This window comes from Serratia sp. CY43202 (assembly GCF_052168755.1).
GTDB lineage: Bacteria > Pseudomonadota > Gammaproteobacteria > Enterobacterales > Enterobacteriaceae > Serratia > Serratia bockelmannii.
In genome coordinates this window covers 274,394-298,333 of sequence record NZ_JBJNMB010000006.1, presented here as the reverse complement: position 1 = coordinate 298,333, position 23,940 = coordinate 274,394, and the positions used below count along the sequence as shown (strand labels likewise).

Sequence of the window (23,940 nt, the reverse complement as noted above, 5' to 3'; positions counted from 1 at the left end):
TATCAATGGCTGAATCACATTTATTTGACTATATGCATAATAAGCGGCCCAAGTCCTGATAAAGGACAAAAACGGCGCTTGCAGGTTTAATTCCTCGGCAAGGCTTGTTAGGGTTGGACGGCCCCTTTTAGCTAAAGGGTGAACACTCACTTAACCATAGCGGACAAGGCACAGGGATGCGATTTACCACCAAACTCTCTGCATTGATCACTCTGTTGGTCGCGCTGGCGATGTTTTTGATGCTGATGGGATGCTCATACAGCTTCTTTTACGTTACCCAGGATCGCCAGGAGCGCCGCTTTGATTCGCTGGTCACCTCTCTCGATCAAGCCATGTTGCAGGAATCGCCGCGCGATCAGGAGAAATGGTTGCCGATTGTCATGCGTCCGCTCGGCATTGTGTCGATCCGCGTAGAGGCCGGTACCAGCAAGCTCCTCGACTATAAATTGCCGACGCTGAAAAAAGAGCCCTGGGATGCGCTGAACGGCTATCGTCAGGTCTCGCGAACTCTGTTGCAGCACCCGGGCAGTACGCTGCACATCACCTACCTCGATCCCTTCGCCAGCGACGTGCGCACGCTGCAATCCACCGCCGCCGTCACGCTGTCGATCGTCGTCATGGTGGTGGTTTTGCTGTTCAGCCTGCGCTGGCTGCGTGAGCAGGCCGACGGCGAAGATCGTCTGGAACGCCGTGCGCGGCGCATTCTGAACGGCGAGCGTGAAAACGTCATGCAGGGCGACGTGCGTGAGTGGCCAGCCAACGTCAGCGGCGCGCTCGACCGCCTGCTGGCCGATCTGGCGGAAGCGCGGGAAGAGCGGAGCCGGGTCGATACGCTGATCCGCGCCTTCGCCGCGCAGGATGCCAAAACCGGGCTGAATAATCGCCTGTTTTTCGATAATCAATTGACCACTCAGTTGGAAGATGAAGGCTCGCACGGCATCGTGATGATGGTGTGGCTGCCCGACTTCGAGACCCTGCGCGAGACGCACGGCAGCATGGCGGTGCAAGAGCTGATGTATTCGCTGGTCAACCTGCTGTCTACCTTCGTGATGCGCTACCCGTCGGCGCTGCTGGCGCGCTACTTCCACAGCGATTTTACCGTACTGTTGCCGCATCGAACCCTGAAGGAAGCCGACGGCATCGCTTCACAGCTGGTCAACGCCATCGATGCCTTGCCTTCCACGGCGCTGATCGATCGCGAGGCCTTCCTGCACATCGGCATCGTGGCGTACCGCAGCGGTCAAACCACCGAGCAGGTAATCGACTATGCGGAGCAGGCGACGCGCCACGCTACGCTGCAGGGCGAAAACGGGTGGTATGTGTACGACAGCCAGGTGCCGGAAAAGGGGCGCGGCAGCGTCAAGTGGCGCACGCTGCTGGAACAGGTGCTGGCGCGCGGCGGCCCGCGGCTGTATCAGAAACCGGCGGTGACCGTGGAAGGCGAGGTGCACCATCGTGAGATCATGAGCCGGATCTATGACGGCACCCAGGAATTGCTGCCGGCGGAATATATGCCGCTGGTGCAGCAGTTGGGGTTGGCGGAGAGTTACGATCGCCAACAGGTGAGCCGCATCATTCCCTTGTTGGCGCAGTGGCCCGAGGAAACGCTGGCGTTTCCGCTGTGCGTGGACTCGATTTTGCAGCGCTCTTTCCAGCGCTGGCTGCGCGATACGCTGTTGCAATGCGAAAAAAGCCAACGTCGGCGAATTCTGATTGAACTTGCGGAGGCAGATGTGTGTCAACATATCGACCGTTTGCGTCCGGTGCTGAGGCTGTTGTCAGGGCTGGGCTGCCGTCTCGCGGTGTCCAAAGCGGGTTTAACCGTGGTCAGTACGTCCTATATCAAGTCGCTGCAGGTGGAGATCGTCAAGCTCCACCCGGGGCTGGTGCGGAGCATCGATAAGCGGGACGAAAACCAGCTGTTCGTGCAGAGCCTGACCGGCGCCTGCGCGGGCACGCGTGCTCAGGTGTTCGCCGCCAGCGTACGTACGCGCAACGAATGGCAGACGCTGAAAGAGCGGGGGATCCACGGCGGGCAGGGCGACTTTTTCGCATCGCCGGAACCTATCGACGCGGGGCGTAAAAAATATTCACGTCGTTATCGTGTTTAAGCTGATTGCCGGACAAAAATTGACGTAGAATGAGCGCCGGATCCATCTGGGCCATGTCACCCGTCATTTTGGAGTTTTCTCCAATCTGCCTGCGACAACGACGCCTATTTGAGATAGGCTCTTGTCAGCTTTTATCTGGTTGGCGTTGGTAGGTGCTTACCATCGGCGGCAATCAGGGAATATGTTAGATTTTATGAGCTGTGTTACGCCGTTTCGTGCGTTGACAGGGTGGTAAACTGAGCCTTTGTTCAGGGAATTCAGGCCTCATCCAATTTCCGTGCATTCGAGCAGAAACAATACAGACTATTTTTCACCGAAGTAGAACGTTTTTGCGCCTTGTCGCTGCTTCGTGTGGTTGGTAAAGTAGGCGGATTTTATTTTCCGCCCCCAGCTTGCAGGATTATCCTTTCGTTATGTTTAAGAAATTTCGTGGCATGTTTTCCAACGACTTGTCCATCGACTTGGGTACCGCCAATACCCTGATTTATGTTAAAGGGCAAGGCATCGTACTGAATGAACCTTCGGTGGTTGCCATTCGTCAGGATCGTGCCGGCTCCCCAAAGAGCGTCGCGGCCGTCGGTCATGACGCCAAACAGATGCTGGGCCGCACCCCCGGCAACATCGCGGCTATTCGCCCGATGAAAGACGGCGTGATCGCCGATTTCTTCGTGACTGAAAAAATGCTGCAGCACTTTATCAAACAGGTTCACAGCAACAGCTTTATGCGCCCAAGCCCGCGCGTGCTGGTCTGTGTGCCGGTCGGCGCGACCCAGGTTGAACGCCGCGCTATCCGCGAGTCCGCCCAAGGGGCCGGCGCGCGTGAAGTGTTCCTGATTGAAGAGCCGATGGCGGCGGCGATCGGCGCAGGTCTGCCGGTCTCCGAAGCGACCGGCTCCATGGTGGTGGATATCGGTGGCGGTACCACTGAAGTGGCGGTGATCTCGCTGAACGGCGTGGTGTACTCTTCTTCCGTGCGCATCGGCGGCGACCGTTTCGATGAAGCCATCATCAATTATGTGCGCCGCAACTACGGCTCGCTGATCGGCGAAGCCACCGCAGAGCGCATCAAGCACGAAATCGGTTCTGCCTATCCGGGCGACGAAGTGCGCGAAATCGAAGTGCGCGGCCGTAACCTGGCTGAAGGCGTACCGCGCGGCTTTACCCTGAACTCCAATGAAATCCTCGAAGCCCTGCAAGAGCCGCTGACCGGTATCGTCAGCGCGGTGATGGTTGCGCTGGAGCAGTGCCCGCCAGAATTGGCCTCCGACATTTCCGAACGCGGCATGGTATTGACCGGCGGCGGCGCGCTGCTGCGCAACCTCGATCGCCTGCTGATGGAAGAAACCGGCATTCCGGTCGTGGTGGCGGAAGATCCGCTGACCTGCGTGGCGCGCGGTGGCGGCAAGGCGTTGGAAATGATCGACATGCACGGCGGCGATTTGTTCAGCGAAGAATAGTCAGCCCCAGGAAGGAGGAATCGTATCGGATGAATGCGCACAGCGAAAATCGGGTACGGTTCCTCTTTCTGTTGTCGAGGAACTCGCATAATTTATGAAGCCGATTTTTAGCAGGGGGCCTTCCCTGCAACTGCGACTTTTTTTGGCGGTGATTGCGGCCATTGGCCTGATCGTTGCCGACAGCCGGCTCGGCACGTTCGTGAAGATACGCAACTACATGGACACCGCAGTCAGCCCTTTCTATTTTCTGGCCAACGGGCCACGTAAAGTTTTGGACAGCGTGTCAGAGACGCTGGCCACCCGCCAACAGCTGGAGCTGGAAAACCGCGCTCTGCGGCAGGAACTGCTGCTGAAAAACAGCGATATTCTTCTTCTTGGCCAATTCAAGCAGGAAAACGCCCGCTTGCGCGAGCTGCTGGGTTCTCCGCTGCGCCAGGACGAACACAAGATGGTCACCCAGGTGATCTCCACCGGTTCCGATCCGTATAGCGACCAGGTCGTTATCGACAAAGGGTCGGACAACGGCGTCTATGAAGGCCAGCCGGTGATCAGCGACAAGGGCGTGGTTGGCCAGGTCGTGGCGGTGGCGAAGGTGACCAGCCGCGTGCTGCTGATCTGCGATGCCTCGCACGCGCTGCCGATTCAGGTGCTGCGTAACGATATTCGAGTGATCGCCGCGGGCAGCGGCTGCGCCGACGATCTGCAACTGGAGCATCTGCCGAACAACACCGATATCCGCGTTGGCGACGTGCTGGTGACCTCCGGCCTCGGCGGCCGCTTCCCGGAAGGCTATCCGGTGGCGGTCGTTTCCTCGGTCAAGGTCGACAATCAGCGCGCTTACACCGTGATTCAGGCGCGGCCGACCGCCGGTCTGCAGCGCTTGCGCTACCTGCTGCTGCTGTGGGGCGCCGATCGCAACGGCGACATGCCGCTGCCGCCGGACGAAGTGCACCGCGTCGCCAATGAGCGCCTGATGCAGATGATGCCGCAGGTGTTGCCGCCTGCCGGTTCCGTTGGGCCGCAGCTGCCCGCACCGGCCACCGGCGTGGCGCCGCAACCCGCCGGCGCTACGCCATCGGCTCAGCCTGCCGCGGCGGGAGTGGTGCAATGAACAGTTACCGCAGCCACGGGCGCTGGATCATCTGGCTGTCGTTCCTGGTGGCGTTGGTGCTGCAAATCATGCCGTGGCCGGAGCAGATCTACATGTTCCGGCCTTCCTGGCTGGTGCTGATCCTGATCTACTGGGTAATGGCCTTGCCGCATCGTGTCAACGTCGGTACCGGCTTCGTGCTGGGGTTGATTATGGATCTGATCCTCGGCTCTACGCTGGGCGTACGCGCGCTGGCGCTGGGCATCATCGCCTATCTGGTGGCGTTCAAATTCCAACTGTTCCGCAATATGGCGCTGTGGCAACAGGCGCTGATCGTCGTGCTGCTGTCGCTGTCGATGGATGTGGTGGTGTTCTGGGCTGAGTTTTTAGTGATCAACGTCTCTTTCCGCCCAGAGGTATTCTGGAGTAGTGTGGTAAACGGCATTTTGTGGCCGTGGTTATTCCTGTTGATGCGCAAAATCCGCCGTCAGTTCGCCGTACAGTAAGGGTATATCAATGACTTCGCTTTATCTGGCCTCCGGCTCCCCACGTCGACGTGAACTGTTGACCCTGTTGGGCGTGTCGTTTGACATTCTGCTGACGCATACCGAAGAGCAGCGCCGGGAAGGCGAAGCCGCAGAGGCCTATGTGCGCCGTCTGGCGCAGGACAAGGCCAAGGCGGGCGTGGCGCTGGCGCAGGAAGATCGGCCGGTGCTGGGCGCAGACACCATCGTGGTGCTCAACGGCCGGGTGCTGGAGAAGCCGCGCGACGAAGCCCATGCGGCGGACATGCTGGCGGCTCTGTCGGGCAAACAGCATCAGGTGATGACGGCGGTGGCGATCGCCGATCGCCACGACGTGCGCTGCCAGCTGGTGGTGACCGACGTGACGTTCCGCAGCCTGTCACAACAGGATATCCGCGACTATATTGCTACGGGCGAACCGATGGATAAAGCGGGCGCCTATGGAATTCAAGGAAAGGGTGGTTGTTTCGTCAGAACGATAACCGGGAGTTATCACGCGGTGGTCGGTCTGCCGCTGGTCGAAACACATGAGCTGCTCAGTAATTTTGTCGCATTACGTGATGTAAGAACCGGTTGATGGGCGCTGCCATTATCGACCGGCTCTGAGGAGAAGGCATGACAGCTGAGCTACTGGTTAATATCACACCGTCTGAAACGCGGGTCGCCTATATCGATGGCGGCATTCTGCAAGAGATTCATATCGAACGCGAATCCAAACGCGGCATCGTCGGCAATATCTATAAAGGGCGCGTCAGCCGCGTCCTGCCGGGGATGCAGGCGGCGTTCGTCGACATCGGCCTGGACAAGGCCGCCTTCCTGCACGCCTCCGACATCATGCCGCATACCGAATGCGTCGCCGGCGACGAGCGGAAAAACTTTCATGTGCGCGATATCGCCGAGCTGGTGCGCCAGGGGCAAGACCTGATGGTGCAGGTGGTGAAAGATCCGCTCGGGACCAAGGGCGCGCGTCTGACTACCGACATTACGCTGCCTTCGCGCTATCTGGTCTTCATGCCGGGCGCGGCGCACGTCGGCGTTTCGCAGCGCATCGACAGCGAAGCCGAGCGCGAGCGCCTGAAGTCCATCGTTGCGCCGCACTGCGACGAGCTGGGCGGCTTTATTATCCGCACCGCGGCGGAAGGCATCGGCGAGGAAGAGCTGGCGCAGGATGCCGCGTTCCTCAAACGCCTGTGGACCAAGGTGATGGAGCGCAAGAAGCGCAACCAGACCAAATACAAGCTGTACGGCGAGCTGGCGCTGGCGCAGCGCATCTTGCGCGATTTCGCCGGCGCGGCGCTGGATCGCATTCGCGTCGATTCGCGGCTGACGCACGATCTGTTGGTGGAGTTTACCGGCGAGTACATCCCGGACATTACCAACAAGCTCGAACTCTACACCGGCAGCCAGCCAATTTTCGATCTGTACGACGTGGAAAACGAAATCCAGCGCGCGCTGGAGCGCAAGGTTGAGCTAAAGTCCGGTGGCTATCTGATCATCGATCAGACCGAGGCGATGACCACCGTCGATATCAATACCGGCGCCTTCGTCGGCCACCGCAACCTCGACGAAACCATCTTCAATACCAACATCGAGGCGACGCAGGCCATCGCGCGCCAGCTGCGGCTGCGCAACCTGGGCGGCATTATCATCATCGACTTTATCGATATGAACAACGAAGAGCATCGCCGCCGGGTGCTGCACTCGCTGGAGCAGGCATTGAGTAAAGATCGGGTAAAAACCACGATCAACGGCTTCTCTCAGCTAGGCTTAGTTGAAATGACGCGTAAACGCACGCGTGAAAGCATTGAACATGTGCTCTGTCACGATTGTCCTACTTGCAATGGGCGCGGCACCGTGAAAACGGTGGAAACCGTGTGCTACGAGATCCTGCGCGAGATTGTACGCGTGCACCATGCTTACGATTCCGATCGCTTCCTGGTGTACGCCTCCGCGGCGGTTGGCGAAGCGCTGAAGAGCGAAGAGTCGCATGCGCTGGCCGAAGTGGAGATCTTCGTCGGCAAACAGGTGAAGGTGCAGATCGAACCGTTGTACAGCCAGGAGCAGTTCGACGTCGTCATGATGTAGCCCGTCCGACATCGGTAGGGGCCCGCACGCCGGGCCCGTCAGTGCATAGATATTCCCGTTGCCAGGCAGCGGATCAAGGAGAACTGCGTGAGGCGACTGCCTGGGATTCTGTTAGCAACAGGCGCCACCCTAATTGTGATTGTGGCGCTGCTGATCAGCGGGCTGCGCCTGATGCTGCCGAAGCTGAACGACTACCGTCCCCAACTGCTGGCGCAGGTGGAGAAGCTGTCCGGCGTGCCTGTGCGAATGGACTTCGTGCAGGGCAGTTGGGAAACGTTCGGCCCACAGCTTGAAGTGCGTAACCTGAGCGTTACGCTGCCCAAAAGCGATGTGCATATCGAACGCGTGACGCTGGCGCTGGACGTGTGGCAATCGCTGCTGCACTGGCGCTGGCAGTTCCGCGATCTGACCTTCTATCAATTCCGCCTCGATCTGAACGCCACGCTGGGCGGCGATCGTGAGGGCGACGGCCTTGAGCCGGGCAAAATCAGCGATCTGATGCTGCGCCAGCTCGATCACTTCGATTTGCGCGACAGCCGTATCTCGTTCCTGACGCCCGCCGGCGCGCGCGCCGAATTCGACATTCCTCAGCTGACCTGGCTCAACGGCCGCGATCGCCACCGCGCCGAGGGGCAGATCAGCCTGTCGACGCTGAACGGCCAACACGGCGTGGTGCAGCTGCGCATGGACCTGCGCGATAATCAGGGCCTGCTGGACACCGGCACGGTCTATCTGCAGGCCGATAACATCGACATGAAACCCTGGTTTACCCGCTGGCTGCGCGCCAACACCGGGCTGGAAAGCGCAGACTTCAGCCTGGCAGCCTGGCTGCAGGTGCAAAACGGCGAGATCGCCGGCGGCCATGCGTTGCTCAAGCAGGGGGCGGCCAACTGGAATACCGGCGCCGCGCAGCACCGGCTGGACGTAGACAATCTGGCGCTGTCGCTGCGCCGCCAGGGCACCGGTTGGCAGCTCGACGTGCCGCAGCTGCGGTTGAGCACCGACGGCCAGGCCTGGCCGCAGGGCGCGCTTTCTGCGCTGTGGCTGCCGGAAAACACCGAATTTATGGGGCCGGCGCAGAATGAAGAGCTGCGGGTGCGCGCGACCCATCTTCAGTTGGAGCGTCTATCGGCGTTGCTGCCGACCTTCTCGTTCCTCAGCCCGGACGTGCTCGATCGCTGGAACGATCTGCAGCCGCAGGGGAAGATGGAAGCGCTGGCGCTGGACATCCCGCTCAAGCAGCCGGAAAAGAGCCGTTTTCAGGCGCTGTGGCGCGATGTCAGCTGGCAGCGTTGGGAACTGCTGCCGGGCGTCAACCACTTCTCCGGCGCGTTGAGTGGCGGGGTGGAGAACGGCCGCCTGACGCTGGGGCTCACCGACAGCACCCTGCCTTACGGCGACATGTTCCGCGCCCCGCTTGAAATCAGCAGCGCGCGTGGCGCGCTGACCTGGCGTTACAACGATCAAGGCTGGGAGCTGGCGAGTCAGGGGCTGGACGTCAAGGCGAAGTCGCTGTGGGTCAACGGCGATTTCCGTTATCAGCAGCCGGCCAAGGGCGATCCGTGGCTGAATATCCTGGCGGGCATCCGCCTGTATGACGGCGCCGACGCCTGGCGCTATTTCCCGGAACCGCTGATGGGCAAGCATCTGGTGGACTACCTGGGCGGCGCCATTCAGGGCGGCCAGGTGGATAACGCCACGCTGATTTATTCCGGCGATCCGCAGCATTTCCCGTACCGCAAAAACGAAGGGCAGTTCGAAGTCTTCGTACCGCTGCGTCACGCCACCTTCCAGTTCCAACCGGGCTGGCCGGCGCTGACCGATTTGGCGATCGATCTCGATTTCGCCAACGAGGGGCTGTGGATGCATGCGCCGCAAACCCGCTTGGGCAAGGTGGCGGGCAAAAATATCAGCGCGGTGATCCCGGATTACCTGAAAGAGCGGTTGCTGATCGACGCCGAAGTCGCGGGTGCGGGCAGCGACGTACATGACTACTTCATGCAGACACCGTTGCACGATTCGCTGGGGGCGGCGCTGGATCAGCTGCAGATTGGCGGTGATGTCAGTGGGCGCTTACATCTCGATATCCCCCTGGACGGCGAGCAGGTCAGAGCCACCGGTGAAGTGGCGCTGAACAACAATTCGTTGCTGATAAAACCGCTGGAAAGCGAGCTGCAGAAGCTCAGCGGCAAGTTCCGCTTCGACAATGGCAATCTGGAGAGCGACACCCTGTCGGCCAACTGGTTCGGGCAACCGGTGGCGGTCAACTTCACTACGCAGGAAGGCGAGCGTGACTACAAGGTCAACGTCGGTCTGAAAGGAGACTGGCAGCCGGGCAAGTTCCCCGGCCTGCCAAAAGAGGCCGCCGATGCGCTCAGCGGCAGTGCGCCCTGGCAGAGCCAGGTGGCCATCACGCTGCCGCATCAGGGCTCGGCCAGCTACGATATCGGCCTTGACGCAGACCTGAAGAAAGTGAGCAGTCACTTACCTTCGCCACTGGACAAGGCGTCGGGAGAGGCGCTGCCGGTGAACGTCAAGGTCAAAGGCGGTTTGAACGGCTTTATGTTGACCGGCAGCGCGGGCAAACAGAACCGCTTCAACAGCGAATGGAACTTCGATAAAAAACAGGTGAACCTGGCGCGCGCCGCCTGGCAAACCAACGGGGGCGGCACCCCGCCTCTGCCGGCCGGCAAGTCGATGACGTTGAACCTGCCGGCGCTGGACGGCGAGCAGTGGCTGGCGCTGCTGGCACCGGCGCTGAAACAGGGCGGCGGCAGCGGTCAGGTGGGCGGTTTCAGCTTCCCCACCACCGTGGCGCTGACCACGCCGCAGCTGCTGTTGGGCGGCCAGGCCTGGCATAAGCTGACGCTGTCGGCCGAGAAACAGCTTGGCGCTACCCTGGTGAGCGCCAAGAGCGACGAAGTGGATGGTAGCCTGCGGGTGGCCGATCGCGGGCCGTGGCGCGCCGATATCAACTACCTGTATTACAACCCGCAGTTCGCAGAGACGAAAAACGCGGCGGGCACGCCGCCGCCGTCGACCGAGAACGTTTCCTTCCGCGACTGGCCTTCGTTGATGCTGCGCTGCAAATCGTGCTGGGTGCTGGGGCAGAACCTCGGCAGGGTCGAGGCGGATCTGACCAATCGGGGCGATACCCTGACGCTGGATCACGGCCTGGTCGATACCGGCCAAGGGCGCATGACCGCCACCGGCCTGTGGAAACAAAATGCGCAGGAAGAGCGCAGCTCGCTGAAAGGCAAGCTGCTTGGCGGCAAGATCGATGAAACCGCCGCCTTCTTCGACATCACCATTCCGCTTAAGGGCGCGCCTTATGACGTGGATTTCGATCTGTACTGGCATGGCACGCCGTGGCAGCCACGGGTCGATACGCTGAGCGGTGCGCTGCAGGTCAAGATGGGCAAGGGTGAAATCGACAGTATGGGCGGTGGCCGTGCCGGTCAGCTGCTGCGGCTGGTCAGCTTCGACGCCCTGCTGCGCAAGCTGCAGTTCGATTTCAGCGATACCTTTGGCAAAGGCTTCTACTTTGATTCCATCCGCAGTACCGCCTGGCTGAAAGATGGCATAATGCATACTGATAATCTATTGATCGACGGCCTGGCGGCGGATATCGCTATGAACGGCCAGATCGATCTGGCGCGCCGCCGCATCGATATGGAGGCGGTGGTGGCGCCGGCGATTTCGGCGACCGTCGGCGTGGCCACGGCGTTTGTCGTCAACCCGATCGTCGGCGCGGCGGTATTTGCCGCCTCGCAGGTGCTGGGGCCGCTGTGGAGCAAGATTTCGCTGATTCGCTACCATATCGGCGGCGATCTCGACCAGCCGAAGATCAATGAGGTACTTCGTAAGGCAAAGGAGGATAAGGCGTCATGAGGAATGCTAACGTTGCGTTGTTGCAGTTGTGCAGTGGCGATCAGGTGCGCGATAACCTGGCCCAGATTGAACAGCAGATCAAGCAGCTCAATGCCGGGGTAAAACTGGTCATGACGCCGGAGAACGCGTTGTTGTTCGCCAACTCCGCGGCCTATCGCCAACAGGCGGAAAAACAGGGCGATGGTCCGCTGCAGAACGCGGTGCGCGAACTGGCGCGCCGTTATGGCGTGTGGTTGCTGGTGGGCTCGATGCCGCTCGTCAGCCGTGAGAACCCGGAGCTTATCACCACCAGCAGCCTGTTGTTCGACGAGCAGGGCGAGATCCGCGCCCGCTACGACAAGCTGCACATGTTCGATGTGGACATCAACGACGCGCACGGCCATTACCGCGAGTCGGATACCTACCAGCACGGGCAGTACCTGACGGTGGTGGATACGCCGGTCGGGCGTTTGGGCATGACCATATGTTACGATCTGCGCTTCCCTGCGCTGTTCCAGGCGCTGCGGGCGCAGGGCGCCGAACTGATTTCGGTGCCGGCGGCCTTTACGCGGGTAACCGGCGAGGCGCATTGGGAAATCCTGCTGCGCGCCCGAGCGATCGAGAACCAGTGCATGATCCTGGCGCCGGCGCAGGTGGGGCGCCACGGGCCGACCCGCCGCACCTGGGGCCACTCGATGGCTGTCGACGGCTGGGGCAAGGTGTTGGCCGAGAACGCGGACGCCGTGGCGGCACTGAAGGTGCGTGTGGACGCCGCAAGCCTGAAAAATATTCGTGCGCAGATGCCGGTGCTGCAGCACAACCGATTCCAGACGTCGCTGACGGCGCCGTCTGACAAGTAATCCTCCAATCAAGAGTGAAACCATTATGAGCCTGACGTTTGTCAGTGAGCAGTTACTCGCTACCAACAAGCTGAGTCATCAAGACCTGTACAGGGTATTGGGTCAACTGGCAGAACGCCGTATCGACTATGCCGATCTCTATTTCCAGTCCAGCTATCACGAAGCCTGGGTGATCGAGGACGGCATCATCAAGGATGGCTCTTACAATATCGATCAGGGCGTCGGCGTGCGCGCCGTCAGCGGCGAGAAGACCGGCTTCGCCTATGCCGATCAGATCACCCTGAATGCGCTGCAGCAAAGCGCCCAGGCGGCGCGCAGCATCGTGCGCGAGCAGGGCGACGGGCGGGCGCATACTCTGGGCGAAATCGGTTATCAGGCGCTGTACCCGCTGCTCGATCCGTTGCAAAGCCTGCCGCGCGAAGAGAAAATCGCTCTGCTGCACCGCGTCGACAAGGTGGCGCGCGCCGCCGATGCGCGGGTGCAGGAAGTGAACGCCAGCATCACCGGCGTTTACGAGCAGGTGCTGGTAGCCGCCACCGACGGCACGCTGGCAGCGGACGTTCGCCCGCTGGTGCGCCTTTCCGTCAGCGTGCTGGTGGAGCAGGACGGCAAGCGTGAGCGCGGCTCCAGCGGCGGCGGCGGCCGTTTCGGCTATGACTACTTCCTGGAAGCCGTCGACGGCGAGGTGCGCGCCGATATCTATGCCCAAGAGGCGGTGCGCATGGCGCTGGTCAATCTTGGCGCAGTGGCGGCGCCGGCCGGCAATATGCCGGTGGTGCTGGGGGCCGGCTGGCCAGGCGTGCTGCTGCACGAGGCGGTGGGCCACGGCCTGGAAGGCGACTTCAACCGGCGCGGCACCTCGGTGTTCAGCGGCCATATGGGCGAGCTGGTGGCGTCCGAGCTGTGCACCGTGGTGGATGACGGCACCCTGCAAGGGCGCCGCGGCTCGCTGGCGATCGACGACGAAGGCGTGCCGGGCCAGTACAACGTACTGATCGAAAACGGCGTGCTGAAAGGCTACATGCAGGACAAGCTCAACGCGCGGCTGATGGGCGTCGCCCCGACCGGCAACGGCCGCCGCGAGTCCTATGCGCATCTGCCGATGCCGCGCATGACCAACACCTACATGCTGGCGGGCCAATCGACGCCGGAAGAGATCATCGCCAGCGTCGAGTACGGCCTGTACGCGCCGAACTTTGGCGGCGGCCAGGTGGACATCACCTCCGGCAAGTTCGTGTTCTCCACCACCGAAGCCTATCTGATCGAGAAAGGGCGTATCACCAAGCCGGTGAAGGGGGCGACGCTGATCGGCTCCGGCATCGAGGCGATGCAGCAGATTTCGATGGTCGGCAACGATCTGGCGCTTGATAAAGGCGTGGGTGTGTGCGGCAAGGAAGGCCAGAGTGTGCCGGTGGGCGTCGGCCAACCGACGCTGAAACTGGACACGCTGACCGTCGGCGGCACGGCGTAATTTTTCCTCAAGGGGCCGCATTGGCCCCTTGTTCATTCCCCATTTTGAGTTTTCTCTCGCTCGCGCAAAGAGTGCTGTGCGGCGATGATGCCGAGAAAGATGACGATGGCGTGCTTTGGTGTGTCTACCCGGCGTTGGCTGCTGGTGCTGGGGGTTCTCTCCTTGACGGGGTGCGCCCGTTCCGATGCGCTGTGGGGCGTGGTCGATAAGCTCTGCATGGCCAACTATCAGCAAAAGCGCGATCCGGCCCCGTGTGAGCAGATTTATATGCCGCAGGGGAAAGCGCAAGGCTTCAGCGTGCTGCAAAACCCGCGTTATCCCTATCACTTCATCCTGGTGCCGACGGCGCCGCTCTCCGGTATTGAAAGCCCGCAGCTGCTGGCCGGGGAACGGACGGACTATTTTGGCTATGCATGGCTGATGCGTTACCGGTTGGCCGCCGAGTATGGCGGGCCGGTGCCGGATGATATGTTGGGCATGGCGATCAACTCCGCTTACGGCCGTAGCCAGAACCAATTGCATATTCACCTGACCTGTCTGCGCGAAGATGTTCGGCGTCAATTGCAGGCGGAACGCCCCTACATACAGGAACAATGGCGGCCTTTGCCGGATAAGCTGTTGCGCCACACTTACTATGCCCGACGCGTGATGCAGCCAACCGCGATGGGCATTTACCCGATTAAGGATCTGGCGGATTATTTCCATCTGTCGCCGCCGCAGCTGGCGGAATATGGCGTGGCGTTAGTGCCCACCACGTTTGCCGGCCAACGGGGTTTTATCTTGCTGGCCTCGAAGCGCGGCTGGGACGTTGGCAACCGCGCGTCGGTAGAGTCGCTGCTGGATAAAGAGTGCGCGATATTGCCGCGTTGATTTTGCTACATAAAATGACACAGGTGAGAGCGACGAGGTCTCGCTCTCACCTTGTTGTCCCTACCTGAACCGCGCATCCCGAGAAAACAGAAAAGCGGCTTCCCGCAGGCGAGCCTCGGCTTGTGCCTGATCCCCCTGATAGCGCAAGATCATGATCAGCGTGGCGTAGACGTTGGCGTCGATACGGCGCTGCAGATAGGCATTGGCCCACTGCCGATAGCCGGTCAACAGGGCATCATCGCGCGTTTGGTTATAGACCAGCAGCGCGTGAGATTGCTCGTCGAACGTTTTGCGCTCCCGATAGATCCAGGCGGCCGGCGGCGGCATCTGCTCGATGCTGTCGATGGTGGCCAGCATCGTGCGCTCCGATTGGGTGAGCGCCATGCGCCCTTGCCAGGCGAAGACCGCCATCACTAACACGCCGAGCGCCGCCATTGCTACAGGCAGACTCAGGGCTTTGGCTAACGGCAGCGGGCGTGGGGCGCCGGTTTGGCCGTCCAACAGTGCCAGCAGCAGCAGAAACGCCAGCCAATGCGGCGCAGACAGATAGAAAGGGTATTCCAGTTGGGTGTGTATCAACATTGGCAGCAGCACCAGAAACAGCCCGACGCGCGCACCGGCCGGCGCTTCGCGATCCCGTTGCCAGGCGCGTTTCAGCAGCAGCGCGCCGGCGACGATGACGATAGCGATACCTGCCAGCGCCGGCAGGCCGCCCTCAACCCACCACAGCAGGATTTCATTGTGCGGATGCCCGGCGACTTCCAGCACTTCTCGCCAGGGCATTGTCTGCAGGCGGAAGTGCGCGAAGCTGTATTCAAAGCCGCCATAGCCCCAGCCCAGCAGCGGTTTGGCGAAAATCATGGCGACGGTGTCTTGCAGCATGGTCAGACGTGAATAATTAGAACCTTCGCGTGCGATGAGACCTGCGCGGCCATCCAGGCCAAAGCCGGTGAACAGCACCGTCAGACCGATCGCGGCGCCCAGCAGCAGCGCGCCACCCGCCCAGCGGCTTTCGAGCGTGCGGTGGCGGGCAAAGCGCCACAGCAGTAGCAGCGCCGCCAATGCGGCCCCCAACCAGGCGGCGCGCGACTGGATCAGCACCAGCAGGGCTGAGAAAGCGGCCAGCAGCGCGAGCAGCGGGATTTGCCGCCGCCGCGTTGGCGCAGAGAGGGGAGCCAGCAGCTGCCAGAGCGCCAAAGCCAACCCGGTGGCGATAAAGCTGCCCAGCACGTTCGGTTGCTGAAAGACGCCGTAGACCCGGCTGCCGTTAGGGGATACCCAAGCCAGCGTGGGGGCGAACAGTTGCAGAGCCGCCAGCAGTGCCTGAACGCCGACGGCGAACAGCAGACCGTACAGCAACAGGTTGCGCTGCCTGGGGGTTAGGCGCAGCTGCAGGCAGGCGACATAGAAAAGCCAACCACCGAGCAGACCGGCGCAGCGCCACAGGGCGTCTTCGCGCCACTCGGAGCGAGTATACAGCAGCGGCAGCGCCAGCACGGCGATGCCGAGCAGCAACAGGCGTGCGGTGGGGGTCAGCGAAAGACGGGTACGGCCAAGGCAAACGGTGAACGTCACTATCAGCGTGGTGAGCGCCATGACGGCCCAGGCCAGAATGTTTTGCGGCAGCGCCAGACCGTCGCCGCCCATATTGGGGTAATAAATCGGCAGGATCACCGTCATCCAGATCAGCAGCAGGGGCAGCACGGCGATGGTCGCTGCGTTAGCGGAAGATTTATCGGCCATGGTTAACCTGCCATGGCCTGATAGCGTTTATTGAATGCATGTTTTTATTATTCCCTTTCCTTTGTCCTGATATTGAAATGCGTGTAATGTTCAATTCGCAAATGTCTCACGGAAAATTTAAACCGTCTTTATGGTGAAGCGATAAATAATGTTTGCCCTGAGAATGCGCGAGGCTGTGTACCCAAAGAAAGGTTAAGCCGTATTTTTCACCCGCAAAAGGTATGTTTGTTGTTTGCAAAACAGACGCGTCATTTTCTCAAATCTATTGTGATTCAGTCAATTCATAATCTAATTCTTGTTTTTATCAATTGAAATCAAATGGTTGATTGTGATTCTTGCGTGCGTGAATATCGTGGAGTATCCCGGCAATGGCCTATATTGGCAGGCCCTGTGAAGAATAAAAGAGGTATCTGCTTTTTTAATTGATGTCGTCAGTGTCGGCGCGACGGCGGAAATTTACCTCATCGTTTCTCATTGCTGATTTTTAAATTCAATGTGATTTTCATTTTATTATTTTTATTAGGATTCTTCTTGTCTTTATCTGTTTTTTTAAATTTTCATGAAATGATTTATTATTAGGATTGTTCTGCTGCATTGGAAATAAAAGCAGTTATGACTTGAGCCTCCCCGTTGCCGCGGCAGAATACAGACTAACGCGCCTGCCCAAGCGCGTTAGTCTCGTCTCTTGTGCGCTTACTCCACGTCGCCGATCCGTTCCAGCGCATCCACCACCAGATCCCAGAATTTATCCTGATCCAGTTTGACCGCGACCTGGGTGTGGCAGTCCGGCGGCGGCGGCGCGCGGAAGTCCGCGACCGTCATGCCCAACGTCAGGGTGCCGGTCAACTCGATATCCACCGGCGCTTTGCGCACCGACATGACGCTCGGATCGATCACATAGGCCACCGCGCAAGGATCGTGCACCGGCGGGGCACTGAAGCCCTGCGCCTGCCGGTACATACGGCCAAAGAATGCCAGCAGTTCGCCGACGAAGGCGGCCGGCCGGGTGCCTAGGGCGGCGATGCGTTCGCAGACTGCCGGCGTGGCCAAAGCCTGGTGAGTGAGATCCAGCCCGACCATGGTCAGCGGCCATTTTTCGTTAAATACAATGTGCGCCGCTTCGGGATCGATTTTGATATTGAACTCCGCCACCGCGCTCCAGTTGCCCACATGGTAGCCGCCGCCCATCAGCACCACTTCCTTGACCCGCTCGGCAATGCGCGGCTCTTTACGCACCGCCATGGCGATATTGGTCAGGCCGCCGGTAGGCACCAGCGTCACGCTGCCGGGCGGGTGGGCCATCACGGTATCGATGATCAGATCCACCGCGTGGCGCGAGTCCAGCTGCAGGTGGGGTTCCGGCAGCACCGGGCCATCGAGGCCGGAATCGCCGTGAATGTCGGGCGCCACTTCGATATTGCGCACCAGCGGGCGCGGGCAGCCGGCGGCGAAGGGCACGCCGGTGATATTGGCGATGCGGGCCACCGCCAGCGCGTTGCGCGTCACTTTGTCCAGCGTTTGGTTACCCACCACGGTGGTGACCGCCAGTAGGTCGATCTGCGGATTGCCCCAGGCCAGCAACAGGGCGATGGCGTCGTCATGCCCCGGGTCACAGTCCAGTATGATTTTTTTCATGGTTATTCCTGATGCAGGGAGAGGTTTCCGCAGCATAACGCAGCGCGGTGGCGTGGGATAATGCCGATGGTGCTTTTGTTAACGGCATCAAAGCCTTGCCACTTTTACGATGTAATGAAACGTAAATCCTGCTCGTCGGGCTTTACCCTGGAGTTTACTCCAGGGTTTACAGTGAGGTTCAGCGTCAATGCACAGAGGAGAGGCGGGATGAGCTTACTGAAACGGTTGTTGGGGCAAGGCGGTATTAACGGCGGTCATCAGCGTGCGAGCCACGGCGGTGGGCATCATGGCAACCGCTATAACCAGCATGGCGAGCCGGGGCCGCAGTGTCCGGAATGCCGGGCCGTGAATAAATCGGGCGCCCGTTATTGCCACCGCTGCGGTCAGCCGTTTGCCGCGGCGAGCGCCACCTGCGGACAGTGTGCCGCGCCGCTGCCGCCGGGGAGCTGCTTTTGTCCGCAGTGCGGCGGCGGTGTGCCGTGAACCGGGGCGGTTGGACACTCGCGCTGCTGCTGGGCGCCATGGTGCTGTGGACGCTGCTGGCCTGGGGCGTCGCCGGGGTGCTGGCCTGGCTCCCGTCGTTGGCGGAGGCAGCCGGGAAAGCATCGTTGCCGGTGAACGGTGCGCTGAACCTGGTGCCGCAGGCGGTGTTGGACGTCTGGCTACCGTGGCTGAAACAGCTGGCCAGCGGGCTGGCGAGCTATTTTCCTCTGCTGCTGACCTGGGCGGGCTACGCCGTCTGGCTGCTATGGGGCCTCGGCATGCTGGCGCTGGTGCTGCTGGGCACGCTGGCGCACCGTTATTTGAGCGGCGCTCAGCGATAGCCCTGATAGACCGCCGCCACGCGTTCGAAATAGTCGGTTAAATAATTGATGCACACCTGCACCTTCAGCGGCAGTTTGTCCTTCTCGGTATAGAGCGCGTAGATCGGCCGCGGATCCGAATGGTAGCTTTTGAACAGGATCTCGATCTCGCCGCGTTTGATCTCTTCGATCACCCACATCAGCGGGGCGTAGGCGATGCCGGCGCCGTTTTTCAGCCAACGGATCATGGTGGAGGAATCGTTGGTGACGAAGCGCCCCTGCGGGGAAATGCGCGTGGTGATGCCCTCCGGCGACATCAGTTCAAATTCGCTGTCGGGCCGCACGCTGTACTCCAGCCAGGAAAAGTTGACCATGTCGCTCGGCTTCTGCGGCGTGCCGTGCTGGCTGAGGTAGCTTTTGGCGGCGCACACCACCATCGGCATCTGCCCCAGGCGGCGGGAGAACAGGCTGGAGTCCTGCAGCGCGCCGGTGCGGATCACCAGATCCAATCCGTCGGTGATCAGGTCCGGCGCAGGAATGCCGGTCACCAGGTTGACCGTCAGACCCGGATACTCTTTCATCATCTCGGCGGTCATGTTCGCCAGCACGTTTTGCGCCATGGTGGATGAGCTGCCGATACGCAGCGTACCGGCGGGCGTATTGTTAAACGCATACAGTTGCTCATGCACTTCGCTGACTTCCTGCAGCATGCGTCGGCAGCCCTGATAGTAGATTTTGCCGGCCTCGGTCAGGCCGATGCTGCGCGTGCTGCGGTTCAACAGCTTGACCTGCAGCTCATTTTCCAGTTTCGAGACGGTTTGGCTGATCGATGAAACGCTCATGTCGAGTTGGCGCGCGGCCGCGGTAAACGACCCGAACTCAACCACTTTGGCGAATACCGACATCCGTTTTAATCTTTCCATTATTCACTCTGGCTTAAAAGTGATTTAGATCACAGATTGTTGATGCCTTGATAGTAAGCAGGCTAATATAACGTGGTCGGGTGAATAGACCTTACCAACGTGCGAGAGCGATCGGCGACGTAATCCTGCCGCTCCTCCGGCACCCTCGCAATCCCTGTCGTGGACGTCTGCCCCAAAGTTTAACCTTTTTTCGGGTTCGTGACCTGGACAAGCTGTCTGGTCAAGATTTGTGGCGCGCGCACGCTAAAATGTAAAGAGAATGTGAATGGCGAGATGTGTCTTTCCCCGGCGCAGTGAACAATAAGGAAAAAGTGATGAGTTTGCTTCCGGTTATGGTCATCTTCGGACTGTCGTTTCCGCCGGTGTTTTTCGAGCTGCTGGTGTCGCTGGCGCTATTTTTTCTCTTGCGCCGCCTGCTGCAGCCGACGGGGATTTACGATTTTGTCTGGCATCCGGCGCTGTTTAATACCGCGCTGTATTGCTGCTTGTTTTATCTGATTTCGTGTCTTTTTGTTTGAGGTCGCTGTGAAAAATTTTTCGATAAAAATAACCCGAATCGCGATCACTTTGATTCTTGTGCTGCTGGGCATTGCCGCGGTATTCAAGGCCTGGGTGTTCTACACCGAGTCGCCGTGGACGCGTGATGCCAAGTTCACCGCCGACGTGGTGGCGATCGCGCCGGACGTCAGCGGCCTGCTGACCGACGTGCCGGTGGTGGACAACCAGCTGGTGAAAAAAGGTCAGGTGCTGTTCGTGGTCGATCGGCCGCGTTATGAGCAGGCCTTGGCGGAAGCCGGCGCCGACGTCGCCTACTATCAGACGTTGGCGGCGGAGAAACGGCGTGAGGCCGGCCGCCGCGTGAAGTTGGGCGTGCAGGCGATGTCGCAGGAAGAGATTGACCAGTCGAACAACTCGCTGCAGACCGTGCAGCACCAGCTGGCGAAGGCCATTGCGGCGCGCGAGCTGGCGCAGCTGGATCTGGAGCGCACCACGGTGCGCGCCCCGGCCGATGGCTGGATCACCAACCTCAACGTACACGCCGGTGAATACATCACCCGTGGGTCGGTGGCGGTGGCGCTGGTGAAGAAAGATTCCTTCTACATCCTGGCGTACCTGGAAGAGACCAAGCTGAACGGCCTGAATAAGGGCGATCGCGCGGAGATCACTCCGCTCGGCAGTAACCGCATCATGCACGGCACCGTCGACAGCGTGGCGGCGGCGGTGAACAACAGCAGCAGCACGGTGAACAACAAAGGGTTGGCCTCGATCGACAGCAACCTGGAGTGGGTACGCCTGGCGCAGCGCGTGCCGGTGAAAATCCTGCTGGACGCCAAGGATCAACAGCATCCGTACCCGGCCGGCACCACTGCCACCGTGGTGATCGTTGGCAAAAACGATCGCAATGCCGACAGCGGCTCACCTTTTGTGCGCCTGATGCACCGGCTGCGTGAGTTCGGCTAATGAGCAGCCCAACCTTTATCCGGCTGAGATTCGCCTTCAAACTCAGCTTCGCGATTGTGTTTGCGCTGTTCGTCGGCTTCCATCTCAATCTGGAAACCCCGCGCTGGTCGGCGATGACCGCCGCCATCGTCGCCGCCGGCCCGGCCTTTGCCGCCGGCGGTGAACCCTTCTCCGGCGCCATCCGCCACCGCGGCTGGCTGCGTATCATCGGCACCTTTATCGGCTGCTTCGTCGGCCTGATCATTATCATCACCACCGCCCGCGCGCCGGTGGTGATGCTGTTGCTGTGCTGCATCTGGGCCGGTTTCTGCACCTGGCTTTCTTCACTCATCAAGGTGGAGAACTCCTATGCCTGGGGGCTGGCCGGATATACCGCGCTGATCATCATCGTGACGGTCGCTACCAGCGAGTCTCATCTGCTGGAAGCGCCGCAGTTCGCCATCGAGCGTTGCAGCGAGATCGTGCTGGGGATCGTCAGCGCCGTGTTGGCGGATCTGCTGTTCTCGCCGCGTTCGATCAAACAGGACATCGATCGGGCGGTGGATCAGCTGCTGGTGGCTCAATACCGCCTGATGCAGATGTGCATCAGCAACGCCGATAAAGAAGAGATCGATCGCGCCTGGAGCAATCTGGTCAAGAGCACCACGGCCCTGGACGGCATGCGCAACAACCTGATGATGGAGTCCTCGCGCTGGCAGAAGGTCAATCGACGGGTGAAGGCGCTGCATACCCTGTCGCTGACGCTGATCACCCAGGCCTGCGAAACCTATCTGATCTTGTTGAATCACCCGGAGGCACTGAAAGACAGCCTGCGGGAGCAACTGATGGTCCCGGCGGAAACCCCGCAGGAGATCCACAAGCGCATGAAGCTGTTGCGCCAGGTGCTGACCACGCATCGTTCCGAGGAAACGCTGCCGACCATCACCGGCTGGGTCGGCGCGGCGACGCGCTACCTGTTGCTGTCGAAAGGCGTGCACGCCAACTGCAGCATCAGCGCGGTGGAAGAAGGGGTGCTGAGCAACGAAACCGTGGTCAAACCGACCTCGGCGGAAGGGCATCACGCGATGATCAACGGCTTGCGTACCTTTGTGGCGACGGCCTTCGGCAGCCTGCTGTGGCTGTGGACCGGCTGGACGTCCGGCAGCGGTTTTATGGTGATCATCGCGGTGATCACCTCGCTGGCGATGCGCACCCCGGCGCCGCGCATGGTGGCGATGGATTTCGTGCTGGGCATGCTGGCGGCGATCCCGGTCGGTTCCCTGTTCTTCATGGTGATCCTGCCGGCGACCCAGCAGAGCATTTTGCTGCTGTGTCTCAGCCTCGGCCTGCTGGCGTTTTTCATCGGCATCGAGGTGCAGAAGCGGCGGCTCGGTTCGCTGGGGCTGCTGGCGGGGACCATCAACATTCTGGTGCTGAGCAACCCGATGGAGTTCAACGTGACCCAGTTTCTCGATGGGGCGCTGGGCCAGTTCCTCGGCAGCTGCGTTGGGCTGATGGTGCTGCTGCTGATCCGCGATAATTCGCGCGAACGCACCGGCCGCACGTTGCTCAACCAGTTCGTCAGCAGCGCGGTGTCGGCGCTGACCACCAAGGCGGCGCGCCGTCGGCAAAACCACCTGCCTGCGCTGTATCAGCAGCTTAATCAGCTGCTGATGATGTTCCCGAACGACATCGCCAAGTATCGTCTGGCGCTGAACCTGATCATCGCCCACCAGCGCATGCAGCGAGCGGAAATTCCGGCCAGCGAAGAGCTGTCGGCCTTCCACCGCCAGATCCGCAGCACCGCCGATCGGGTGGTCTCCGCCAAGAACGACGTCAAGCGCGCCTATTACTACGATCGCTTGCTGGGTGAGATGAACGAGTACCAGCAGAAGCTGGTGGACAATCAGGCACCGCTCAGCGTCACCGGGCCCGTGAAACGCCTGGCCGATATGCTGCATCGCTATCGTCACGCCTTGATCGATTGATGCGTTCCCTCCTGTTGCGCCGCGTTGTGCGGCGTCTTCCCTGACTATACTGAAAGCAGTGCCCGATCTGGCGGGCCGTCTCATAAGAGGCGGCCCGTTTTCAGAGAGACTCCGAGTGCCAGAACGGCTGGAAAGTGGCATCATTGTCATGAATGGATGAAACGCTTACCGCCGCGAAAACGTGACGTGCCGGTCATCTTAGTTTCATCCAGGTCGACTATATACCTAACTAGCCTGGGGGAGCTGCGGCGCCTTCGGCGGCATAATTTCAGGGAATGTCATGAACAAGCGGATTCTGTTGGCGATTGTCATCGCCGTGGTCATCGCCGTCTTCAGCGCGCTGCGCGGCAACGAGCACCGTGCGATCGACGGCAATCCGGCGAGGGTGCCGGCACCGGCGGGCCAGCAGCAGAGCATCGACCGGCTCACGCAGCAGCAAACGGTGGTGAGCTACCTGCAGCAGCATCAGCGGCTGCCGGACTATTACGTCACCAAGAAGCAGGCGCGCGAGCAGGGCTGGGATCCGCGTTCAGGCAACCTCTGTGCAGTATTGCCGGGCAAGGCGATTGGCGGCGATCGATTCTCTAACCGTGAAGGGCAACTGCCGAGCGCCGGCGGCCGGGTCTGGCGCGAAGCGGACATCAATTACCAGTGTGGCCGGCGCGGCGCCGATCGCCTGTTGTATTCGAGCGACGGTCTGATCTTCGTTACGCGCGACCATTACAAAAACTTCATTCGTGTGGAGTGAGTTTGATGGCAAAAGTAGAGTTTGATTTTGAGCAGATCCAGGACGTGCCAACCTTCTACCGCGATTTCGCGCACAAGTTTGCGCTGGACGAGGGGTTTGGCGCCAACCTCGACGCGCTGTGGGACGTGGTGACCGGCGATATCGGTCTGCCGGTGGAAATCGAGTTCACCCACCTCAATGCCCGCAGCAAGCGTCGTTTCGGCGCAATCATTCTGCTGTTTGAAGAAGCGGAAGAAGAGCTGGAAGGCAGCCTGCGCTTCAATATCCGCGAAAGCAGCGGCGAACCGGCGCATCACCGGGGATGAAACGGGTTCATCCCGGG

20 protein-coding genes are annotated in these 23,940 nt (G+C 60.5%); 17 read left to right on the top strand and 3 right to left on the bottom strand.

Annotated features, from left to right (window positions below; genetic code table 11):
• The first annotated feature begins 176 nt into the window (after positions 1–176).
• The 10 genes from csrD (at position 177) to ACJ8J5_RS14765 (ending at position 14,338) form a co-directional block, all read left to right on the top strand.
• The gene (gene csrD, locus ACJ8J5_RS14810) at positions 177–2,111 is read left to right on the top strand and encodes an RNase E specificity factor CsrD (RefSeq protein WP_414104545.1); all 1,935 of its coding nucleotides are present in this window, start codon (positions 177–179) and stop codon (positions 2,109–2,111) included.
• A 413-nt stretch (positions 2,112–2,524) separates the two neighbouring features.
• Complete coding sequence (gene mreB / locus ACJ8J5_RS14805) at positions 2,525–3,568, top strand: rod shape-determining protein MreB (protein WP_003855260.1); 1,044 nt, start codon at positions 2,525–2,527, stop codon at positions 3,566–3,568.
• Positions 3,569–3,662: 94 nt separating this feature from the next.
• Positions 3,663–4,679: a rod shape-determining protein MreC gene (gene mreC / locus ACJ8J5_RS14800; RefSeq protein WP_025304420.1), complete on the top strand. Its 1,017-nt coding sequence runs from the start codon at positions 3,663–3,665 to the stop codon at positions 4,677–4,679.
• On the top strand, positions 4,676–5,164 hold the full coding sequence (gene mreD / locus ACJ8J5_RS14795) for a rod shape-determining protein MreD (RefSeq protein ID WP_004936918.1): 489 nt from the start codon (positions 4,676–4,678) through the stop codon (positions 5,162–5,164). Before mreC ends, mreD begins: the two co-directional genes overlap by 4 nt.
• A 10-nt stretch (positions 5,165–5,174) precedes the next feature.
• Entirely contained in the window at positions 5,175–5,759 is a 585-nt protein-coding gene (locus tag ACJ8J5_RS14790; RefSeq protein WP_004936921.1) for a Maf family protein, read from the top strand.
• A gap of 38 nt (positions 5,760–5,797) precedes the next feature.
• Entirely contained in the window at positions 5,798–7,267 is a 1,470-nt protein-coding gene (gene rng / locus ACJ8J5_RS14785) for a ribonuclease G (RefSeq protein WP_025304418.1), read from the top strand.
• Between the two features lie 87 nt (positions 7,268–7,354).
• Complete coding sequence (gene yhdP, locus ACJ8J5_RS14780; RefSeq protein ID WP_414104544.1) at positions 7,355–11,158, top strand: AsmA2 domain-containing protein YhdP; 3,804 nt, start codon at positions 7,355–7,357, stop codon at positions 11,156–11,158.
• On the top strand, positions 11,155–11,997 hold the full coding sequence (gene nit1, locus ACJ8J5_RS14775; protein ID WP_414104543.1) for a deaminated glutathione amidase: 843 nt from the start codon (positions 11,155–11,157) through the stop codon (positions 11,995–11,997). Before yhdP ends, nit1 begins: the two co-directional genes overlap by 4 nt.
• A 25-nt stretch (positions 11,998–12,022) precedes the next feature.
• Positions 12,023–13,468, top strand: coding sequence for a metalloprotease TldD (tldD, locus tag ACJ8J5_RS14770; protein WP_025304416.1), 1,446 nt, complete (start codon positions 12,023–12,025; stop codon positions 13,466–13,468).
• A 120-nt stretch (positions 13,469–13,588) separates the two neighbouring features.
• Complete coding sequence (locus ACJ8J5_RS14765) at positions 13,589–14,338, top strand: CDP-diacylglycerol diphosphatase (RefSeq protein WP_394948097.1); 750 nt, start codon at positions 13,589–13,591, stop codon at positions 14,336–14,338.
• Positions 14,339–14,398: 60 nt separating this feature from the next.
• Here the strand turns inward: ACJ8J5_RS14765 and ACJ8J5_RS14760 are convergent, their stop codons facing one another.
• Together ACJ8J5_RS14760 and uriH are read right to left on the bottom strand one after the other, a co-directional pair.
• Complete coding sequence (locus ACJ8J5_RS14760; RefSeq protein WP_414104542.1) at positions 14,399–16,081, bottom strand: PglL family O-oligosaccharyltransferase; 1,683 nt, start codon at positions 16,079–16,081, stop codon at positions 14,399–14,401.
• Between the two features lie 693 nt (positions 16,082–16,774).
• Positions 16,775–17,716, bottom strand: a complete 942-nt coding sequence (uriH, locus tag ACJ8J5_RS14755; protein WP_060434673.1) for a uridine-preferring nucleoside hydrolase UriH — start codon at positions 17,714–17,716, stop codon at positions 16,775–16,777.
• Positions 17,717–17,923: 207 nt separating this feature from the next.
• On the opposite strand from uriH, the gene ACJ8J5_RS14750 reads away from it, so the two are divergent.
• Together ACJ8J5_RS14750 and ACJ8J5_RS14745 are read left to right on the top strand one after the other, a co-directional pair.
• A complete protein-coding gene (locus ACJ8J5_RS14750) occupies positions 17,924–18,199 on the top strand; it encodes a double zinc ribbon domain-containing protein (RefSeq protein WP_334273863.1) in 276 nt (91 codons plus the stop codon).
• Positions 18,196–18,540, top strand: coding sequence for a hypothetical protein (locus ACJ8J5_RS14745; RefSeq protein WP_148123776.1), 345 nt, complete (start codon positions 18,196–18,198; stop codon positions 18,538–18,540). The genes ACJ8J5_RS14750 and ACJ8J5_RS14745 overlap by 4 nt, the downstream gene beginning before the upstream one ends.
• Here the strand turns inward: ACJ8J5_RS14745 and aaeR are convergent.
• The gene (aaeR, locus tag ACJ8J5_RS14740; RefSeq protein ID WP_004936950.1) at positions 18,531–19,442 is read right to left on the bottom strand and encodes an HTH-type transcriptional activator AaeR; all 912 of its coding nucleotides are present in this window, start codon (positions 19,440–19,442) and stop codon (positions 18,531–18,533) included. The two genes, ACJ8J5_RS14745 and aaeR, sit on opposite strands and share 10 nt — an antisense overlap.
• 314 nt (positions 19,443–19,756) lie before the next feature.
• Between aaeR and aaeX the strand changes: the two genes are divergently transcribed.
• The 5 genes from aaeX (at position 19,757) to ACJ8J5_RS14715 (ending at position 23,923) form a co-directional block, all read left to right on the top strand.
• On the top strand, positions 19,757–19,960 hold the full coding sequence (aaeX, locus tag ACJ8J5_RS14735) for a p-hydroxybenzoic acid efflux pump operon protein AaeX (protein ID WP_004936952.1): 204 nt from the start codon (positions 19,757–19,759) through the stop codon (positions 19,958–19,960).
• 7 nt (positions 19,961–19,967) lie between these two features.
• Complete coding sequence (gene aaeA, locus ACJ8J5_RS14730; RefSeq protein ID WP_033644462.1) at positions 19,968–20,903, top strand: p-hydroxybenzoic acid efflux pump subunit AaeA; 936 nt, start codon at positions 19,968–19,970, stop codon at positions 20,901–20,903.
• Positions 20,903–22,870 carry a p-hydroxybenzoic acid efflux pump subunit AaeB gene (gene aaeB / locus ACJ8J5_RS14725; RefSeq protein WP_197769543.1) on the top strand — a complete coding sequence of 656 codons (1,968 nt, stop codon included), beginning with the start codon at positions 20,903–20,905 and terminating at the stop codon, positions 22,868–22,870. Before aaeA ends, aaeB begins: the two co-directional genes overlap by 1 nt.
• Before the next feature lie 280 nt (positions 22,871–23,150).
• Positions 23,151–23,618, top strand: a complete 468-nt coding sequence (locus ACJ8J5_RS14720) for a ribonuclease (protein WP_025304391.1) — start codon at positions 23,151–23,153, stop codon at positions 23,616–23,618.
• A gap of 5 nt (positions 23,619–23,623) precedes the next feature.
• The gene (locus ACJ8J5_RS14715) at positions 23,624–23,923 is read left to right on the top strand and encodes a barstar family protein (protein ID WP_004936963.1); all 300 of its coding nucleotides are present in this window, start codon (positions 23,624–23,626) and stop codon (positions 23,921–23,923) included.
• Positions 23,924–23,940 lie beyond the last annotated feature (17 nt).

Coding starts and splice junctions, on each gene's coding strand:
- ACJ8J5_RS14720 (WP_025304391.1), top strand. CDS start 23,151: ATGAACAAGCGGATTCTGTTGGCGATTGTCATCGCCGTGGTCATCGCC.
- aaeX (WP_004936952.1), top strand. CDS start 19,757: ATGAGTTTGCTTCCGGTTATGGTCATCTTCGGACTGTCGTTTCCGCCG.
- mreB (WP_003855260.1), top strand. CDS start 2,525: ATGTTTAAGAAATTTCGTGGCATGTTTTCCAACGACTTGTCCATCGAC.
- csrD (WP_414104545.1), top strand. CDS start 177: ATGCGATTTACCACCAAACTCTCTGCATTGATCACTCTGTTGGTCGCG.
- ACJ8J5_RS14750 (WP_334273863.1), top strand. CDS start 17,924: ATGAGCTTACTGAAACGGTTGTTGGGGCAAGGCGGTATTAACGGCGGT.
- ACJ8J5_RS14760 (WP_414104542.1), bottom strand. CDS start 16,081: ATGGCCGATAAATCTTCCGCTAACGCAGCGACCATCGCCGTGCTGCCC.
- tldD (WP_025304416.1), top strand. CDS start 12,023: ATGAGCCTGACGTTTGTCAGTGAGCAGTTACTCGCTACCAACAAGCTG.
- aaeB (WP_197769543.1), top strand. CDS start 20,903: ATGAGCAGCCCAACCTTTATCCGGCTGAGATTCGCCTTCAAACTCAGC.
- nit1 (WP_414104543.1), top strand. CDS start 11,155: ATGAGGAATGCTAACGTTGCGTTGTTGCAGTTGTGCAGTGGCGATCAG.
- uriH (WP_060434673.1), bottom strand. CDS start 17,716: ATGAAAAAAATCATACTGGACTGTGACCCGGGGCATGACGACGCCATC.
- mreD (WP_004936918.1), top strand. CDS start 4,676: ATGAACAGTTACCGCAGCCACGGGCGCTGGATCATCTGGCTGTCGTTC.
- ACJ8J5_RS14790 (WP_004936921.1), top strand. CDS start 5,175: ATGACTTCGCTTTATCTGGCCTCCGGCTCCCCACGTCGACGTGAACTG.
- rng (WP_025304418.1), top strand. CDS start 5,798: ATGACAGCTGAGCTACTGGTTAATATCACACCGTCTGAAACGCGGGTC.
- aaeR (WP_004936950.1), bottom strand. CDS start 19,442: ATGGAAAGATTAAAACGGATGTCGGTATTCGCCAAAGTGGTTGAGTTC.
- mreC (WP_025304420.1), top strand. CDS start 3,663: ATGAAGCCGATTTTTAGCAGGGGGCCTTCCCTGCAACTGCGACTTTTT.
- ACJ8J5_RS14715 (WP_004936963.1), top strand. CDS start 23,624: ATGGCAAAAGTAGAGTTTGATTTTGAGCAGATCCAGGACGTGCCAACC.